This window comes from Pseudomonas sp. IT-P2, from assembly GCF_949767575.1.
GTDB classification, from domain to species: domain Bacteria; phylum Pseudomonadota; class Gammaproteobacteria; order Pseudomonadales; family Pseudomonadaceae; genus Aquipseudomonas; species Aquipseudomonas pharyngis.
Genome location: NZ_CATKQA010000011.1, coordinates 496,251 through 512,924 on the forward strand (window position 1 = coordinate 496,251; position 16,674 = coordinate 512,924).

The 16,674-nt window shown below is 60.4% G+C and carries 12 protein-coding genes; 7 read left to right on the forward strand and 5 right to left on the reverse strand.

All coding sequences use genetic code 11. From position 1 onward, the window contains the following. Positions 1-2 precede the first annotated feature (2 nt). Entirely contained in the window at positions 3-983 is a 981-nt protein-coding gene (locus ACM6JM_RS09070; RefSeq protein WP_414881692.1) for a biotin/lipoyl-binding protein, read from the forward strand. Positions 984-1,042: 59 nt separating this feature from the next. Here the strand turns inward: ACM6JM_RS09070 and ACM6JM_RS09075 are convergent, their stop codons facing one another. The 3 genes from ACM6JM_RS09075 to mexE are packed head-to-tail and all read right to left on the reverse strand — an operon-like array spanning position 1,043 to position 6,921. Continuing rightward, positions 1,043-2,464, reverse strand: coding sequence for an efflux transporter outer membrane subunit (locus tag ACM6JM_RS09075; protein WP_039768284.1), 1,422 nt, complete (start codon positions 2,462-2,464; stop codon positions 1,043-1,045). Then, entirely contained in the window at positions 2,461-5,652 is a 3,192-nt protein-coding gene (locus ACM6JM_RS09080) for an efflux RND transporter permease subunit (RefSeq protein ID WP_039768286.1), read from the reverse strand. The genes ACM6JM_RS09075 and ACM6JM_RS09080 overlap by 4 nt, the downstream gene beginning before the upstream one ends. A gap of 15 nt (positions 5,653-5,667) precedes the next feature. Continuing rightward, entirely contained in the window at positions 5,668-6,921 is a 1,254-nt protein-coding gene (mexE, locus tag ACM6JM_RS09085) for a multidrug efflux RND transporter periplasmic adaptor subunit MexE (RefSeq protein ID WP_039768288.1), read from the reverse strand. Positions 6,922-7,350: 429 nt separating this feature from the next. On the opposite strand from mexE, the gene gcvA reads away from it, so the two are divergent. The 3 genes from gcvA (at position 7,351) to ACM6JM_RS09100 (ending at position 9,951) form a co-directional block, all read left to right on the forward strand. Further along, positions 7,351-8,256, forward strand: coding sequence for a transcriptional regulator GcvA (gene gcvA, locus ACM6JM_RS09090; RefSeq protein WP_103386104.1), 906 nt, complete (start codon positions 7,351-7,353; stop codon positions 8,254-8,256). 76 nt (positions 8,257-8,332) lie between these two features. After that, entirely contained in the window at positions 8,333-9,160 is an 828-nt protein-coding gene (locus ACM6JM_RS09095) for an EamA family transporter (protein WP_414881693.1), read from the forward strand. Between the two features lie 29 nt (positions 9,161-9,189). Next, complete coding sequence (locus ACM6JM_RS09100; RefSeq protein ID WP_414881694.1) at positions 9,190-9,951, forward strand: SDR family oxidoreductase; 762 nt, start codon at positions 9,190-9,192, stop codon at positions 9,949-9,951. Between the two features lie 37 nt (positions 9,952-9,988). On the opposite strand, the gene ACM6JM_RS09105 is transcribed toward ACM6JM_RS09100, so the two are convergent. Then, positions 9,989-10,957 (reverse strand): AraC family transcriptional regulator, encoded by a 969-nt coding sequence (locus tag ACM6JM_RS09105; protein WP_414881695.1) that lies wholly within the window; start codon positions 10,955-10,957, stop codon positions 9,989-9,991. A 101-nt stretch (positions 10,958-11,058) separates the two neighbouring features. Here ACM6JM_RS09105 and ACM6JM_RS09110 point away from each other — a divergent pair, with 101 nt between their 5' ends. Then, the gene (locus ACM6JM_RS09110) at positions 11,059-12,309 is read left to right on the forward strand and encodes an MFS transporter (protein ID WP_414881696.1); all 1,251 of its coding nucleotides are present in this window, start codon (positions 11,059-11,061) and stop codon (positions 12,307-12,309) included. 133 nt (positions 12,310-12,442) lie between these two features. Here ACM6JM_RS09110 and ACM6JM_RS09115 read toward each other — a convergent pair whose 3' ends face one another. After that, complete coding sequence (locus ACM6JM_RS09115) at positions 12,443-13,357, reverse strand: LysR family transcriptional regulator (protein WP_074690647.1); 915 nt, start codon at positions 13,355-13,357, stop codon at positions 12,443-12,445. 270 nt (positions 13,358-13,627) lie between these two features. Between ACM6JM_RS09115 and ACM6JM_RS09120 the strand changes: the two genes are divergently transcribed. Beyond that, positions 13,628-14,650, forward strand: a complete 1,023-nt coding sequence (locus ACM6JM_RS09120) for a zinc-dependent alcohol dehydrogenase family protein (protein ID WP_039768299.1) — start codon at positions 13,628-13,630, stop codon at positions 14,648-14,650. Between the two features lie 546 nt (positions 14,651-15,196). Continuing rightward, positions 15,197-16,648 (forward strand): hypothetical protein, encoded by a 1,452-nt coding sequence (locus ACM6JM_RS09125; RefSeq protein ID WP_039768300.1) that lies wholly within the window; start codon positions 15,197-15,199, stop codon positions 16,646-16,648. Positions 16,649-16,674 lie beyond the last annotated feature (26 nt).

Consider the following 16,674-nt stretch of genomic DNA (forward strand, 5'->3'; position numbering starts at 1 on the left):
CCTTGAAGACGTTGCTCACTCGATTGACGACATTGGCGGTGGTGCTGCTGGCCGTCGTGCTCGGCTGGTTTGCCTGGGAACATTACACCCGGGCCCCGTGGACTCGGGATGCGCGGGTGAGGGCGGATGTGGTGACACTCTCGGCGGATGTTTCGGGCCGCATCGTCACACTGGCGGTGCAGGACAACCAGCATGTCGACAAGGGCCAGTTGTTGCTGGAGATCGACCCGGCTCGTTACAGCCTCGCGGTCGAGCATGCGAAACGCTCGGTGGAGGTCTCCAAGGCCACGCTCGGGCAGTCGCAAGCAGCCATCGTCGCCAGCGAAGCGTTGCTCAAACAACGCCAGAGTGAAGAGCGCCGGCGACGTACGCTCAAGCAAGGGTTCGCGATTTCCGGGGAAGAGTGGGAGAAGTCCAGTACCGACGTGGCCGTGGCCCAGGCCGATCTGTTGCGCAATCAGGCCAATCTCGGTCTCGCCGAAGCCAACGTGCAACTGGCGATTGCTGCATTGACCCAGGCCGAACTGGATCTGCAACGTACCCGAGTCGAAGCGCCGGTCAGCGGTTATGTCACTAATCTGCTGACCCGTCAGGGGGATTACGCGGTGGCCGGTAGCGCCCTGCTGGCACTGGTGGACAGCGGCTCCTTTTATGTCAGCGGCTATTTCGAGGAAACCAAACTGCCACGGATCGAGGAGGGCGACCGGGTGCGGATCGAATTGATGAGCGGGGAGAAATTCGGCGGCACCGTGCAAAGCATCGCCTTCGCCATTGCTGATCGGGAAAACGCGCCGGGCAGCCGATTGCTGGCCAACATCAACCCCAGCTACACCTGGGTGAAACTGGCGCAACGGGTGCCGGTGCGGATCGGCATCGACCCTGATTACGCAGGCAAGGATCGACTCAGAGCCGGTACCACCGCGACGGTCACGGTGCTGGAAAATCATGAAAAACAGAGACAAAAAAGCCCCGCGACCGAATGATACGCGGGGCAAAAAATTTGGTTGGTTGCGGCCAACCAAAGGAGCTCTTTAAAAAACGATTACTTGCTGGCCACCGTTTCTGGCTGCCAACCGCCACCGAGCGCCTTGTAGATCGCGACGATGCCGCGATACAGATCCACTTCGGCCTGGGCCTGGCTGTCCTCGGCGTTCAAGCGTTCACGCTGGGCGTCGAGCAGCACCAGGAAATCGGTGGTGCCTTCGCGGTAGCGAATCTCGGCGAGGTCAGCGGCCTTGCGGCTCGATTCGCTCTGACGGATCAGCGAAATCAGACGTTGCTGACGCTTGCCGTAATCGCTGAAGGCGTTTTCCGACTCTTCCAGCGCGAGCAATACTTGCTGCTCGTAGGTCGCCAGTGCGCCTTCGGCATCGGCATCGGCGCCGCGCAGACGGGCCCGCACGCTGCCGAGGTCAAACGCCGCCCAGGTGATGCTCGGGCCCAGTGCCCAGGCGTTGGCCGCCGAGGAACCGATCTGCGAACCACGCCCGGCCGTCCAGCCGAGGAAACCGCTGAGACTGACCCGTGGGAACAGGTCGGCCTTGGCTACACCGATACGCGCCGTGGCCGAAGCCAGTCTGCGTTCGGCGCTGAGGATGTCCGGACGACGCTGCAGCAGTTCGCCCGGATCACCGATCGGCAAGGCCTTCGCAATCGCCGGCAGGTCTTTCGGACTCAGGTCGACGGTCAGCTTGTCCGGACGCTCACCCAGCAGGGTGGCGATGCGGTTTTTCTGCCGAGCCTGTTCTGCCTGCAGCTGCGGCACGCTGGCTTCGACCGACGCCAGACGCGCATCGGCCCGTTCAACATCTAGCTGATCGCCAACGCCGGCGTCACGCAGGCTGATGGTGATCTTGCGCGACTCCTGCTGGTTGTTCAGGTTGGCCAGCGCGATCTTTTCCCGCAGTTGAGCACCGCGCAGTTGACCGTAAGCGTCCACCAGTTCGGCAATCATGGTGACTTGCAGTTGGTACAGATCGGCTTCGGCCGCTTGTTGGTCGGCGTCGCTGGCTTCCAGATTGCGCTGGATACGTCCGAACAGGTCCAGTTCCCAAGCCATGTCCAGGCCCAGGTCATAGCGTTCACTGTTGACCCGATTGGTGGTCTGGCCCGGGATCTGACCTTTGGCCAGATCGCTGCTGGCGCGGCTGGTGATGGTCGGCATTGCATCGTTGCTGGCGTCGTCGCGGATCGCCCGGGCGGCTTTCCAGCGGGCGAATGCCACGCGCAGTTCACGGTTGCCTTGCAGCGATTGAGTCACCAACTGGTTGAGAGTCGGATCGTCGAACTGCTGCCACCAGATGCCTTCGAATTTCGAACGGTCGAAGTTCTTCTGGCCGGCGGCGCCGTCGGTGGCGGACGTGATGTTCGCCGCCTCCGTCGTCGGGGTCTTGTAGTCAGGGCCGACGGCGCAGGCACTCAGGGCCAGCACCAGCAGGCTCGGCAGGAAGACTTTCAGACTCATTGGTGCGCCTCCAGTGGCTTTTGAAGATTTTGCGCCTTGGTCGCTTTGCGAGCTTCGCTGCGCTCCACGAAGTTGCGGATCAGCACATAGAACACGGGGGTCAGCAGCAGACCGAAGAAGGTCACACCGAGCATCCCGGAGAACACCGCCACGCCCATGGCATGACGCATCTCGGCACCGGCACCGCTGGAGAAAACCAGTGGCACCACACCCATGATGAACGCGAACGAGGTCATCAGGATCGGCCGCAGACGCAGACGGCAGGCTTCCAGTACGGCGGCCAGCGGATCGAGGCCTTCTTCCTGCTTATCCTTGGCGAACTCGACGATCAGAATCGCGTTCTTACAGGCAAGTCCCACCAGTACGATCAAGCCGATCTGGGTGAAGATGTTGTTGTCGCCGCCAGAGATGATCACACCGGTGATGGCCGACAGCAGGGTCATCGGTACGATCAGGATCACCGCCAGTGGCAGGCTCCAGCTTTCGTATTGCGCCGCGAGCACCAGGAACGCCAGCAATACGCAGAGCGGGAACACGAACAGCGCGGTGTTGCCGGACAGAATCTGCTGGTAGGTCAGGTCGGTCCACTCGTAGGTCATGCCGTTCGGAAGTTCATCCTTGAGCAGTTTCTCGATGGCTTTTTCGGCCTGGCCGGAGCTGTAGCCCGGGGCTGCGGCACCGTTGATTTCAGCGGTGATGAAGCCGTTGTAGTGCATCACGCGATCCGGGCCCGAGGTGTCGCTGACCTTGATAAAGGTCGCCAGCGGGATCATCTCGCCTTTGTTGTTGCGTACTTTCAGCTGGCCGATCTGGTCGGATTCGAGGCGGAACTGCTGCTCTGCCTGAACGTTGACCTGATAAGTACGACCGAAGCGGTTGAAGTCGTTGGCATACAGCGAACCCAGGTAGATCTGCAGGGTGTCGAAGATGTCGCTGACGGCCACGCCGTGGGTCTTGGCTTTTTCGCGGTCGATGGCGGCATCGACCTGCGGCACGTTCACGGTGTAGCTGGTGAACAGGTTGGCCAGTTCCGGAACGTTATGGCTCTTGGCAATAATATTCATGGTTTCCTTGTACAGCTCTTCGTAACCCAGGTTGCCCCGGTCTTCGATTTGCAGGCGGAAACCACCAATGGTGCCCAGACCTTGTACCGGCGGTGGCGGGAAGATCGCCATGTAGGCTTCCTGAATTCCCGCGTACTGGCCGTTCAAGGCACCGGCAATCGCACCGGCGGACATGCTCGGGTCTTTACGCTCGTCGAACGGTTTCAGGGTCACGAACACGATGCCGGCGTTCGGGCTGTTGGTGAAGCCGTTGATCGACAGGCCCGGGAACGCTACGGCGCTTTCCACGCCTGGCTGTTTCAGTGCCAGGTCGGACATGCGCTTGATGACGTCTTCAGTACGGTCCAGGCTCGCGGCGTCCGGCAGTTGTGCGAAGGCCACCAGGTATTGCTTGTCCTGGCCCGGTACGAAACCGGTCGGGGTGCTGGAGAAACCGAAGAAGGTCAGCACCATCAGGCCTGCGTACAGGAAGAGGGCGATGCCGCTGCCACGGATGACCCGGCGCACGGTACCGACGTAGCCATGACTGGCGCGGTCGAAGAAACGGTTGAACGGACGGAACAGCCAGCCACCGAAGATCTTGTCCAGCACTCGCGAGAAACGGTCTTTCGGCGCGTCGTGGCCCTTGAGCAACACGGCGGCCAGTGCTGGTGACAGGGTCAGCGAGTTGAAGGCCGAGATCACCGTAGAGATCGCGATGGTCAAAGCAAACTGCTTGTAGAACTGACCGGTCAGGCCCGAGATGAACGCGGCGGGTACGAACACCGCACACAGCACGAGCGCTGTCGCAATGATCGGGCCGGTCACTTCACCCATGGCCTTTTTGGTCGCATCGAAGGGGTTGAGCCCCAGTTCAATGTTCCGCTCGACGTTCTCAACCACCACGATGGCGTCGTCCACCACGATACCGATCGCCAGTACCAGGCCGAACAGCGACAGGGCGTTGAGCGAGAAGCCGAACAGGTGCATCACCGCAAACGTACCGATCAACGATACCGGCACCGCCACCAACGGAATGATCGAGGCGCGCCAGGTCTGCAGGAACAGGATCACCACCAGAACCACGAGAATCAGTGCTTCGAAGAGGGTGTGAACCACCGCCTCGATGGAGCCGCGCACGAAGATCGTCGGGTCATAGACGATGCTGTAGTCCATGCCTTGCGGGAAGCTTTTCTTCAGCTCTTCCATCTTGCCGCGAACTTCGTTCGAGATTTCGATGGCGTTGGAGCCCGGACGCTGGAAGATCGGGATCGCTACGGCTGGCTGGTTGTTCAGCAACGAACGCAGGGCGTACTGACTGGAGCCCAGTTCGACGCGGGCGATGTCCTTCAGGCGAGTGATTTCACCGTTGTCGCCGGCGCGAATGACGATGTTTTCGAACTCTTCCTCGGAGACCAGACGGCCCTGAGTGTTGATCGACAGCTGGAAGCTTTGCGCAGTCGGGGCAGGGGGCGCGCCCAGTTGACCGGCGGCCACCTGACGGTTCTGTTCGCGAATGGCGGTCACCACATCAGTCGCGGTCAGATTGCGCGAAGCGGTCTTGTTCGGGTCGAGCCATACACGCAGCGAGTAGTCGCCCATACCGAACAACTGCACGTCACCGACACCACCGAGGCGAGCGAGCTCATCCTTGATGTTGAGAATCGCGTAGTTGGACAGGTACAGCATGTCGTAGCGTTTGTCCGGCGAGGTCAAGTGCACAACCATGGTCAGGTCGGGCGAAGCCTTGTCGACGGTGATACCGATGCGCGTCACTTCTTCCGGAAGCTTCGGCTCGGTCCGGGTCACGCGGTTCTGCACCTGCACCTGCGCGTTGTCCAGGTCAGTGCCCAGGGCGAAGGTGATGGTCAGGGTGATCTTGCCGTCAGCGGTGGATTGCGAGGACATGTACAGCATGTTCTCGACGCCGGTGATGGCTTGCTCCAGTGGAGCCGCCACGGTTTCACCGATGACTTTTGGGTTGGCGCCCGGGAAGTTGGCACGCACCACCACGGTCGGTGGCACGACTTCCGGGTATTCGCTGATCGGCAACTGGAACAGCGAAATCGCACCGGCGATCAGGATCAACAGCGACAGCACCGCTGCGAAGATCGGCCGTGAAATGAAGAATTGGGAAAAATTCATCGGAGTTGTCGTCCCTTAACCGCGTGGGGTCGCAGCAGCCAGTTTCACAACCGAACCCGGCGCGCCTTTGGCTGGTGCGACTTTGGGCAGGTTGCTGGCTTCCAGCGCTTGTCGTTGTTGAGCGAGAGCGGCAATGGTTTGCTCGCTGGCCATCGGGATCACTTCAGGCGTAACCGGCGAGCCAGGACGAACCCGTTGCAGACCCTTGACGATGATTGTGTCGTCCTTGTTCAGGCCGCTGCGCACGATACGCAGGCCTTCGATCTTCGGACCGAGTTCAACGGCGCGGTAGACGGTCTTGTTGTCGCCATCCATCACCAGCACGAACTTCTTGCCGAGGTCGGTACCGACCGCTTCATCGTTGATCAGCATGGCGTTGTAGGTGCCGCTGCCGACCAGTTTCAGACGTGCATACAGGCCCGGGGTGTAAGTGCCGTCGCTGTTGTCGAACACGGCGCGACCACGGATGGTGCCGGTTTTCGGGTTGACCTGGTTGTCGACGAAGTTCATTTGGCCCAGGTGCGGGTTGCCGTCTTCATTGGACAGGCCCATGTACACCGGGGTAGTGGCGCCGCGCTGACCCTGACGGGCGAGCTGGGTGTATTTGAGGAACACACGCTCGTCGGCGTCGAAGTAGGCGTAGACCTTGTCGGTGGAAACCACGCTGGTCAGCGGAGTGGTGTCGGCGGTCACCAGGTTGCCCGCGGTGATTTCGGCACGGCTGACGCGGCCACTGATTGGCGCAGTGACGCGGGTGAAGCTCAGGTTCAGCTTGGCCAGGTCCAGTTGCGCTTGCAGCGCGCCAACAGCGGCTCGGGCTTCTTGTGCAGCGCTGGTACGCGAGTCGGCCAATTCGGCGGAGATGGCGTTGCTGGCACGCAGGCGTTCGCCACGGCCGGCTTCGTTTTCGCTGCGTGTGGCATTGGCACGGGCCTGGGCAACCAGCGCTTCGAGGCGGCGGACCTCAGCCTGGAACGGACGCGGGTCGATCTGGAACAGCAGGTCGCCTTTCTTGACCAGAGCACCTTCGGTGAAGGCGACTTCGTCGATCTGGCCGGAGACCCGCGGACGGATTTCAACGGTTTCCGGCGCTTCGAGGCGCCCGGTGAATTCGTCCCACTCGTTGACCGGTTGTTCCAGCACCTTGGCCACGCTGACCTTGGCAGCAGGCATGGCCGCCGCGGTTTCCGGAGTCTTGCCGCAGGCGCTCATCACCAGCACGGCCAACAGAGCCAACGGGAAGCGCAAATGTTTGAGTGATTGTTCCATGGATGCATCCGCCAATGTATTGAAGATGGGCGGATGATGATCGGCGGGTCGATAGCAAACGAATCGAATGACACGAAGGTAACTATCATTCGGAATGATATAAGCCCGAGAGAAGCCCTCTAGCATGCGCCTTTCGTTAGGGGGCTATCAATTGGCCTGATGACAATTCTGTGTTGCGCGATCGGCAACTGTCGCAGGCGAAATTGCTGGGTGAGGATTATGCGGCGATTAAATGCTGCGCTGAAGTTACCGAGCCTCGACATTCTTGCGGAGCATATGGCGCTTGTTTACAAAGACCTCGCCTGGCTGCTGGATCAATACGCCAACATCAAGAGTCCTGTTACCCCGAACAGGCAACCCACAACATTTCGCTCTAACATGACCTGATACTCATACCTCGATGTTTTGCCAATCCCGGACCCTTTGTTTATGAGAGATCTGCCCCCGACCGCGACTTTGCGGGCTTTCGAAGTATCCACCCGGCACCCGACGTTCACCGCCGCCGCGCAGGAATTGCATGTGACCCAGAGCGCGGTCAGCCATCAGCTTCGGCATCTGGAAGAACTTTGGGGCTTGCAGCTGTTTGAACGGGGCAAGTCGTTACGCCTTACGCCTGCGGGCGCTACCCTGGCGCCGATTGTGCGTGAGTTTTTCATGAGCCTTGAGGCAACGCTGGCTGATCTGCGTGAGCAAAAGGGCAGGGTCCGGCTCAGCGTCAGCACAACCTATTCCTTTGCGTTGAAATGGTTGCTGCCACGCTTGCCGAGTCTGGCCCGCCAGCACCCGGAACTGTTGGTGTCGCTGGACACCACGGACAAGGTCATCCATTTCGCCAGCAGCGAAGCCGATGTCGCGATCCGCTTGGGCAAGGGCAACTATCCCGGTCTGTATTCACAGTTTTTGTTCGGTGAGCAGGTTTTCCCGGTGGCCAGCCCCGAACTGCTGCAACGCGTCGGAATGCCGGGCAGTCCCGCCGATTTGTTGCAGTTGCCGCTGCTTGCTCGTGACGGCGCCGAACTTGCGCCGAAATGGGAAGCATGGTTCCAGTCGGTCGGGCTGGCATTTTTGCCGCTACGGGAAAGCGTCAGATTTGGCGATACCAATATGACGGTGGAGGCGGCTTTGCTCGGCCATGGCATTGCCCTGGTACGCAGCGGGCATGTCGAGAAGGAAATCGGCGATGGCCGTCTGGTGCGGCTGTTCGATGTGCCGTTTCAGTCACCGCTCGCCTACTACTTCGTTTGCCCCAAGGGCGTTGAGACGCAGCCGCACATTGAGAGTTTTCGCGAATGGCTGCTCGGTGAGGCGCTCAAAGTGCAAGGCGGGCAGGTTTGAAGGCATGAATAATCACTCATGGAGCAATGAGGAGCCTTCTCTGTAATCCGGCCGTTCGGGCTGCCTAAAATGGCCAATGCCTACTCATCTCGTCCTCCTTGTCCTGTTCGCCGCGCTGCTGCACGCCGGCTGGAATGCATTGCTGCGCGGCGGTGCCGATCGGCTCTGGTCGATGACGGTGATGTGCGTTGCAATCGCCATAGTCTGTGCAGTTGCCGCGATGTTCATGGTGGCGCCTGCGCCTCAGAGCTGGGGGTATGCGCTGCTGTCGGCATTGCTGCACGTCGGCTACAACCTGTTTCTGGTGCGCAGTTACCGGGTCGGCGATCTGGGACAGATTTATCCGATTTCGCGCGGCTCATCGCCCGCGTTGATCACGCTGGGCGCCGCATTGTTTGCCGGCGAAACCATCACCCCCGGCGAATTGCTCGGCATTGCTCTGGTGTCTGGCGGGATCATTTCGCTGGCCTTCCGGGGACGCAGCCTGTCGGTGCCCAGCCTGCCTTACGCATTGGGAACCGGCTGCTTTATCGCGGCTTATAGCGTGGTCGACGGCATTGGCGCGCGGCTGTCCGGCGCGCCGCTGGCCTACACGGTGTGGATGAGTGCCTTGTGGGGCGTGCTGATGCCGGTGGTCTACATCGTTCTGCGCGATGCCCGCAGCCTGTTTTCGATTCGGCCCGGAATGTTCGCTGCGGCAATGGGCGGGCTGGTCTCTCTGCTTGCCTATGCAATCGTTATCTACGCGATGAACGAAGCCCCGCTGGGCGCGGTGTCAGCCTTGCGCGAAACCAGCGTGCTGTTTGCGGCGCTGCTTGGTTACTTGTTCCTCGGTGAAACACTTACCGTCCGCCGGATACTGGCCTGTGTGGTGATCGCCAGCGGCGCGATCATCATCGGCTGACTCGGCATCATCTGCTAAGGAGTAGTTTCATGGTTAACGTCTCGCAGGCTCCGCTGATTCTGATCACAGGTGGCAGTCGGGGAGTGGGCGCCGCCACCGCCCGACTCGCTGCTGCTCAAGGCTACGATGTCGCGATCAGTTACGTTGCCAATGAGTCCGCCGCGCTGGCAGTGGCGGCGGATGTCGAAGCGCTGGGACGCAAGGCGTTGGCGATGCGCGCCGACAGCGCCGACCCCGAGCAGGTCGCGAGTCTTTTTACCGCGATCGACCGCACGTTCGGGCGCATCGATGTCCTGGTCAATAACGCTGGTGTGCTGGCGCAACAGTCACGCCTGGAGGACCTGGGCTTCGCGCGCATGCAACGCATCTTTGCGGTCAATGCTCTCGGGCCGATACTGTGCGCCCAACAGGCCGTGAAGCGCATGTCCCTGCGGCACGGCGGTGCGGGCGGCGTGGTGATCAATGTGTCGTCGGCCTCGGCACGTCTGGGCAGTCCGAATGAATATGTCGACTACGCAGCATCGAAAGGCGCGCTGGAAACGTTCACCATCGGGTTCGCCAAAGAGGTGGCCCGTGAGGGCATTCGCGTCAACTGTATCCGACCGGGGCACATCTATACCGACATGCACGCCAGCGGCGGCGAGCCGGGGCGGGTCGATCGGGTCAAGGACTCGATCCCGATGGGCCGGGGCGGGCAGCCGGAGGAAGTGGCGCGGGCCATTTTGTGGCTGGCTGGTGCAGAAGCATCATTTGTTACCGGTACATTCCTCGACGTAACCGGCGGCAAATGACTCAGAGGCGAGGATCATTGACTCCGTGCGCTGGACTTCAAGTAGTCGCGGGCTGCCTCGCCTTGCGACTCAAGCCCGGTGTCCTGCCCGTAATGCGCTTGAATGCACGACTGAACGCAGCCTGGGACGTATAACCCAAACGCTGCGCCACCTCTTCGATCGGCAGCCTTTCGAGCGTCAGCCACTGGCTTGCAAGCCGCATTCGCAGTTCGGTCACGTAGCGCAGCGGAGTCATGCCAATCGTGACCTGGAAGCGCTCCGCGAATACCGAGCGCGAGGTATTGCAGTGCTCTGCCAACTGCGCAACGGTCCAGTCGCGGCCCGGTTCTTGATGGAGCGCAAGCAGTGCACCGGCCAGGCGTGGATCGCGCAAGGCGGCGATCAGCCCCGAAGCATTGCCGCAGGCACACTCGACCCAGCCGCGAACGACCATGGCGGCCACCACGTCGGCCAACCGCGCGAGGATGCCGGCAAAGCCCACACGGGCGGCGCTGACCTCGCGCTCCATGGTGGTCAGGATCGGTACCAGCCCGGGATAACGCTGGCCACCGGCATCAATCAGCATCAGGCCCGGCATCAGCTGGCCAAGGCAATGGATACTGCCCAACTCAAACTCCATGCAACCACTGAACAAAATAGTGCTCGGCGTTGGGCTGGCGTCGGCTCCGGTATCCACCGCGCTGACGGTTTCACCCAAGGTTTCGCCGTCTAGACCGTCGATGTCTTGAACAGGCGCGTCCGGATGGGAAAACAGTTGATGAGCCGCGCCATGGGAAATGAACACGGCGTTGCCGGCAGACAGCGCGTACCTGTTGCCGTCCTCCATTCGCAATTGCGCATTGCCGATGGCCATGAAGTGGAACCAGGCGTGCCCAGGTTTTTCCGCGAAGCTCAATCCGAACGTTGGACCCGCCTGGATACGCCGGTATTCAACGCCACGCAGGCGCATGCCGCGCAACAGCTCGTTGATGAGGTCCGAGGAAAGAGCAAATTGGTCTGCAGGCATCGTTCAGGTGTTTTAATCAAAAAATAGAGACTTTGAATCATAGATCATCCAGTTTTCGGCGCCTAGACTCGGCTCGCAATGAACATTGGGAGATCCGTGCAATGACTGACTGTGTATGTAACGCCGTATCCGACCGCCATCCCGGCGTCGGCGCGGATGTAGAGCCTGCGACGCCCGCGTGGATGGCCGTCTTCTCGTTGGCAATGGGTGTGTTCGGGTTACTCACCGCTGAGTACCTTCCGGCGAGTTTGTTGACGCTGATGGCTACCGACCTGGGAGTGTCCGAAGCGCTGGCTGGCCAGGCGGTGACGGTGACAGCCGTGGTGGCGCTGTTCGCTGGCTTGTTGGTGCCAGGCCTGACCCGCGGCATCGACCGACGTTGGGTGTTACTGGGCTTTTCCACGTTGATGGTCGCCTCGAATCTGTTGGTCGCCGTTTCCTCCAGCTTCGCGGTGCTGTTGTTGATGCGCATCTTGCTGGGTATTGCCCTTGGCGGGTTCTGGAGCATGGCGGCAGCGGTAGCGATGCGCCTGGTGCCGAGTGCCTTGTTGCCTCGGGCGCTTTCGATCATTTTCAGCGGCATAGCCATTGGGACGGTAGTTGCAGTGCCGCTGGGCAGTTATCTGGGCGGGTTATATGGCTGGCGCAGCGCGTTCTTTGCAGCGGCGGCGGTAGGCATGGTGACCCTGGCTTTCCAGTCGCTCACTCTGCCGCGCCTCGCGCCGCGCCGGCCGGCAAGACTGCGCACCGTTTTCGAGGTGTTGCAGCGTCCGGGCATCGCCATGGGCATGTTCGGTTGTGTACTGGTGCACAGCGGGCACTTCGCGATGTTCACTTATGTTCGGCCATTCCTTGAAGGGACTACCGGCATCGGCCCGCAAGGGCTGTCGCTGATGCTGCTGGGGTTCGGTGTGGCGAACTTCGTCGGCACGTTGTTAGCCGGGAAGCTGCTGGAGCGCTACCCGCTGGCCACTCTGGTGTTGATGCCCGCGCTGGTCGGCGTCGCAGCACTGGCGTTGGTGCTGTTGCCGGCGTCGGTGCCGGGGCAGGCGGTATTGCTGGCGATCTGGGGTCTGGCCTTTGGTGGTGTGCCGGTGGCGTGGTCGAATTGGGTCGCCAACGCGGTACCTGATCAGGCGGAAAGCGCTGGAGGCATGGTGGTGGCGTCTGTGCAGTCGGCCATCGCAACAGGCGCCGCCGCTGGCGGTGCGGTATTCAGCCTCGGTGGGAGCGCAGGCGTATTCGTCGCAGCGGCCGCGCTGATGCTACTGGCCGCGCTGCTGATTGCTCTGCGGGTCCGCGTGCCTTCTGTCCATGGCGTTCGCCAGGCCAAACCCGCGTTGCACCTTTGATCCGGCTTGCACGCTACAGCCTTGGGTACCGGTAGCGGGTGGGCTGTAATCGCGAAGTGCACTGGAAGTGACTGGATTTCCAGGATCCATGAAAAGCCAGAAATGATCAGATGAACAGCCCGCCCGGCGAAACCTAGAGACTGTCAGGGTCGCCGAAGAACATCTGAATCCGCGATCGCAACCACCGCTCACCCGGATCGTTGTCCTGCGACCCGCGCCAGGCCATGTGCAGTTCGAAGGTGCGCGTCGGCAGCGGTGGGTCTTCGGCGCGCAGGCCGCCAGCGGCTGTCAGGGCTTCCGCCGTGTAATCGGGGACGGTCGCGACGATGTCGGTGCCCGCCAGCAGCGTACCCAGTCCATTGAACTGCGGCACCGCCAGGACCACATGCCGTTTACGTTCGAGTTTTTCCAGTTCTTCATCGACGAAACCACTGAGGTCGCCGGCAAACGACACCAGCGCGTGCGGTCGGGCGCAGTAATCGTCCAGGCTCAGCGGTCCCGGCACGGTATCGGCGCGCAGCAATTTGGGGGCGCTACGGCGCAAGACCTTGCGTTTGGCGTTGGCTGGCAGGTCGGTGGTGTAGCTGACGCCGATGGAGATTTCGCCGGAGGCGAGCAGGCCGGGCATCAGGATGTAGTTGACGCGACGCACCACCAGCACAATGCCGGGCGCCTCGGCGCGCAGGCGCTTGAGCAGCATCGGCAGCAATGCGAATTCGACATCGTCCGACAGGCCGATGCGAAATACCGAAGTGCTGGTGGCCGGGTCGAATTCCGCTGCACGGCTGACGGCGGTGGAAATCGAGTCCAGGGCCGGGGAGAGCAGGGCGAAGATTTCCACCGCGCGGGCGGAAGGTTCCATGCTGCGTCCGGTGCGCACGAACAAGGGATCGTCGAACAGGCCGCGCAGGCGCGATAGCGCCGCGCTGATCGCCGGCTGTCCGAGGAACAGCTTTTCCGCCGCACGGGTCACGCTGCGCTCATGCATCAGCGTTTCGAACACGATCAACAGGTTGAGGTCGACACGACGCAGGTCATTACGATTCATCTGGAGTCCTGGCAGAGTCATCAAGCTTGACGAGAGCGACCATATGAGAACAATGGCCGGCATGAATCTTACGGGGAAAGGCTGGTACTCTGCACCGGGTAATTCAGCTTTACTGAGAAGGCGGCAGCAGATTTTTCATGGATTTTTTCAATGCTGGCCATGCTGCGGAATCAATGACAGGCATGTCGACTATTAATAGCCACTGATAGTCTTGGCTGGAAAGCCCAGATAGAGTTCAGGGCATTAGAGGTTACTTTGACGAGGTTTGCGATGTCCCGCACGATCCGTTTTCACAAGTTTGGTCCGGCCGAGGTGCTCAAATGCGAAGAGCATGCGGCTGCTCAGCCAGGTCCTGGCGAAGTGCAGGTGCGTGTCGAGGCAATCGGCATCAGCTGGTATGACACGCTGTGGCGCCAGAATCTGGCATCGTCCCAGGCGCGTCTGCCTTCGGGCCTCGGTCATGAAATGGCCGGTGTGGTCACGGCGATCGGCGATGGTGTCGAAGATCTGGCAGTGGGCGACAAGGTGGCCAGTTTCCCGGCCGAGAGCCCCAACGATTACCCGGTCTACGGCGAACTGATCGTTCTGCCGCGCACCGCGCTGACCCGGTATCCGGACGTGCTCAGCCCGGTTGAAGCCAGCGTGCATTACACGCCGTTGTTGATTGCCTATTTTGGTTACGTTGATCTGGCACGGGTCAAACCCGGGCAGTTCGCCCTGGTGACCGACGCCAGCCACTGTGCCGGTCCATCCTTTGTCCAGTTGGGCAAGGCGCTGGGTGTGCGGGTGATTGCTGCCACCAAAACGGCGGAGGAACGTGAGTATCTGCTGTCTCTCGGTGCCGAAAAAGTAATCGTCACCGAAGAAGAAGACCTGTTGATGCGAATCAACAAGATCACCGACAACCGCGGCGTCGATGTGGTGTTCGATGGTCTCGGCGGGCCACAGATGTCGCTGCTCGGTGATGTATTGGCACCCCGTGGCAGCCTGGTGCTGTACGGCTTGCAGGGTGGCAACCAGACGCCGTTCCCGGCCTGTGCGGCGTTCCAGAAGAACATTCAGTTCTTCGTGCACTGCATCGGCAACTTCACCGGCAAGCCGGAGCTGGGCATCATCCAGGATCACGTCGCCTTGCAGCGTGCCTTGCGTGATATCAACCAACTCACCGCTGACCGTGTACTGCTTCCGCTCAAGACCCGGGTTTTCCCGTTCAACGAGTTTGTCGAAGCTCACCGCTACATGGATGAATGTCCGTGCCGCGAGCGGGTTGCCCTGCAAATCGAAACTGCCTGACCTTTCCAATCAGAGTCCGTGGCCCCACGGACTCTTGTGCGTTTTATCCTTCAGACATCAAGAACCCCTGGGTCAGACACCTGGGGACGTTCAGCAACTGAACTGGTTTTTGCTCTTGATCTGTATCTTCTAATTGCCCTCCAGACCCTGATAATTGAATGACTACTTTCATCTCAAGGAATGAGCTATGTCTGTGCATTCTATTTGTCCCGTGCAGTATCGATCAGCTGTTTATCATCGCACTTCAAACTTCTGTTTAAAGTTTGTAGGGGATCCATGTAATCCCTTCTTTATTTCTTGTGCTCATTATGTGCAGGGTCTTGTAAGAAGTTTCCTAGGAAAACTAAAGCTTACCGAGAGCCCTGCAATGACGGGGCCTGAGCTCGCATTGGTCATGATGACTAAATGCCACGCGCATAACTGTTTCAAATAACTACAAAAACTTAAGTGTTAGCATTTCAGCGTCTATTAATTAATGAAGCGTGATTGCGCGCTCGCCCCGCGTGGGTGCGTGATATAAAACCTTTGATACCGGGTGAAGTACTGATGAGCACGATCCATGATCAGGCAATGAATTATGTCTACCAGCAAGTATTGCAGAGACTGCTGAGTTTCTTTTCCCGTGCCGAACGAACGGCATTGCAGCTATTGATCCAGCGCATTGCGGTTGCTGCCGGGGGCATGGAGCGTATCGGTGAATTCAAGGTATTGGTGACTCAATCCGGCACACGCGACTGTTGCTACAGCCTGGCCTTGTTACGTGCAGCGCAACTGAGCATTGCCGGCCGAGCACCTGCCACATTCCAGTTGAGGGTCGCGACGCTGCGTTGCAATGGCGTACCGGCTTCGGCATTGCACAACATGCATCGCAGCTTCAGCGCGCTGTTCCTGCACGACGATCCAAGGGTCGAGCTTTTGATGGTGGATCATCGCGAGATCCTGCCGTTCAACCATCTGGCACCTGTCTGCGACGAGGGGCGCGAGGCCGGCAGACTCAACCTGCTGATGATAGGGCATCGCCGTGGATGGGATGAAGATCTGACACTCTGGGACGACCTGTTTCTGACCACTGCCGAATTCTACGGTCAGGTCGCCCGCTGGAATAACGGTGTCGACGCCTTGATCAGTAGCGACAACGCGCGCCGTCAGGAGCAATTTATCGACGGCCTGGACCGCGCAGTGCGCAAGGCCGGCCTTGGCGGACTGGCGCGAAAGGGGGGAGGGTTTGATGAATTGTTCGGATTGCTCGATAGCGTCGGTGGCGATTGCTTTCGCGAAGTCTATTCCCAGGACGATCGGGTACCCTGGCGGCCGCTCGGCGAATTCGAAGCCTGTCGTCGAACCGGCTATATCGGCATCGACGATATGGTCGTCGGCAAAATGGAGGAACGCTGGCCCTTGCTCAGCGATTTCCTCGGGTTTCAGGCCGATGACCTGATGCTTGAAGCCCGCACCGGTGAATGCACCGACCCCTTGGTGGGCGCCTACCTGAAGGGGTTGCAAGCCAGTTATATCGAAGGGCGCGACTACGAAGCCGGTGTATCGGACTATCTGCAGCAATACCTGGCGGCGATGCGCCGCAGGAACACACCCGAACAGATTTGCGAACGTTTCATTGCCACATTCTGCAATCTGTCCGATCCCGTCGGACAGCGGGCGCTGGCAGCGGCGGCGCTGCAAAAGAATTTCGGCCTCAACGAGCCGCAGCTGGTTTGCCTGCTGTTCGCGCCGTTCATCAATGCCGGCGCCGGCCTTGAACGCTTCCTGCGCACCTGCCATCCCGGCATGCTGGTCGCCATGCCGGATCTGCACCGTGCCATGCAAGGCCTGCACGCGCCAGAGCAGGTCTTGCAATGGATGACCGATGTCAGCGGCATGCCTTTGCGCCTGATCTGCCGGTTGTATGCAATGGATGCTGTCCGGATGGGCGATCACGCCAAGACGCATGAGCTGCCCGAGCACGAGGTCACTGCGAGTGACCGATCGGCGGAAGGTTGAGTGCGAATTTGCTGCTCCGTCACGCG

Bases quoted from the DNA above. Each gene is read 5' to 3' on its own strand.
- ACM6JM_RS09075 (WP_039768284.1), bottom strand. From the start codon at position 2,464: ATGAGTCTGAAAGTCTTCCTGCCGAGCCTGCTGGTGCTGGCCCTGAGT.
- ACM6JM_RS09080 (WP_039768286.1), bottom strand. From the start codon at position 5,652: ATGAATTTTTCCCAATTCTTCATTTCACGGCCGATCTTCGCAGCGGTG.
- mexE (WP_039768288.1), bottom strand. From the start codon at position 6,921: ATGGAACAATCACTCAAACATTTGCGCTTCCCGTTGGCTCTGTTGGCC.
- gcvA (WP_103386104.1), top strand. From the start codon at position 7,351: ATGAGAGATCTGCCCCCGACCGCGACTTTGCGGGCTTTCGAAGTATCC.
- ACM6JM_RS09095 (WP_414881693.1), top strand. From the start codon at position 8,333: ATGCCTACTCATCTCGTCCTCCTTGTCCTGTTCGCCGCGCTGCTGCAC.
- ACM6JM_RS09100 (WP_414881694.1), top strand. From the start codon at position 9,190: ATGGTTAACGTCTCGCAGGCTCCGCTGATTCTGATCACAGGTGGCAGT.
- ACM6JM_RS09105 (WP_414881695.1), bottom strand. From the start codon at position 10,957: ATGCCTGCAGACCAATTTGCTCTTTCCTCGGACCTCATCAACGAGCTG.
- ACM6JM_RS09110 (WP_414881696.1), top strand. From the start codon at position 11,059: ATGACTGACTGTGTATGTAACGCCGTATCCGACCGCCATCCCGGCGTC.
- ACM6JM_RS09115 (WP_074690647.1), bottom strand. From the start codon at position 13,357: ATGAATCGTAATGACCTGCGTCGTGTCGACCTCAACCTGTTGATCGTG.
- ACM6JM_RS09120 (WP_039768299.1), top strand. From the start codon at position 13,628: ATGTCCCGCACGATCCGTTTTCACAAGTTTGGTCCGGCCGAGGTGCTC.
- ACM6JM_RS09125 (WP_039768300.1), top strand. From the start codon at position 15,197: ATGAGCACGATCCATGATCAGGCAATGAATTATGTCTACCAGCAAGTA.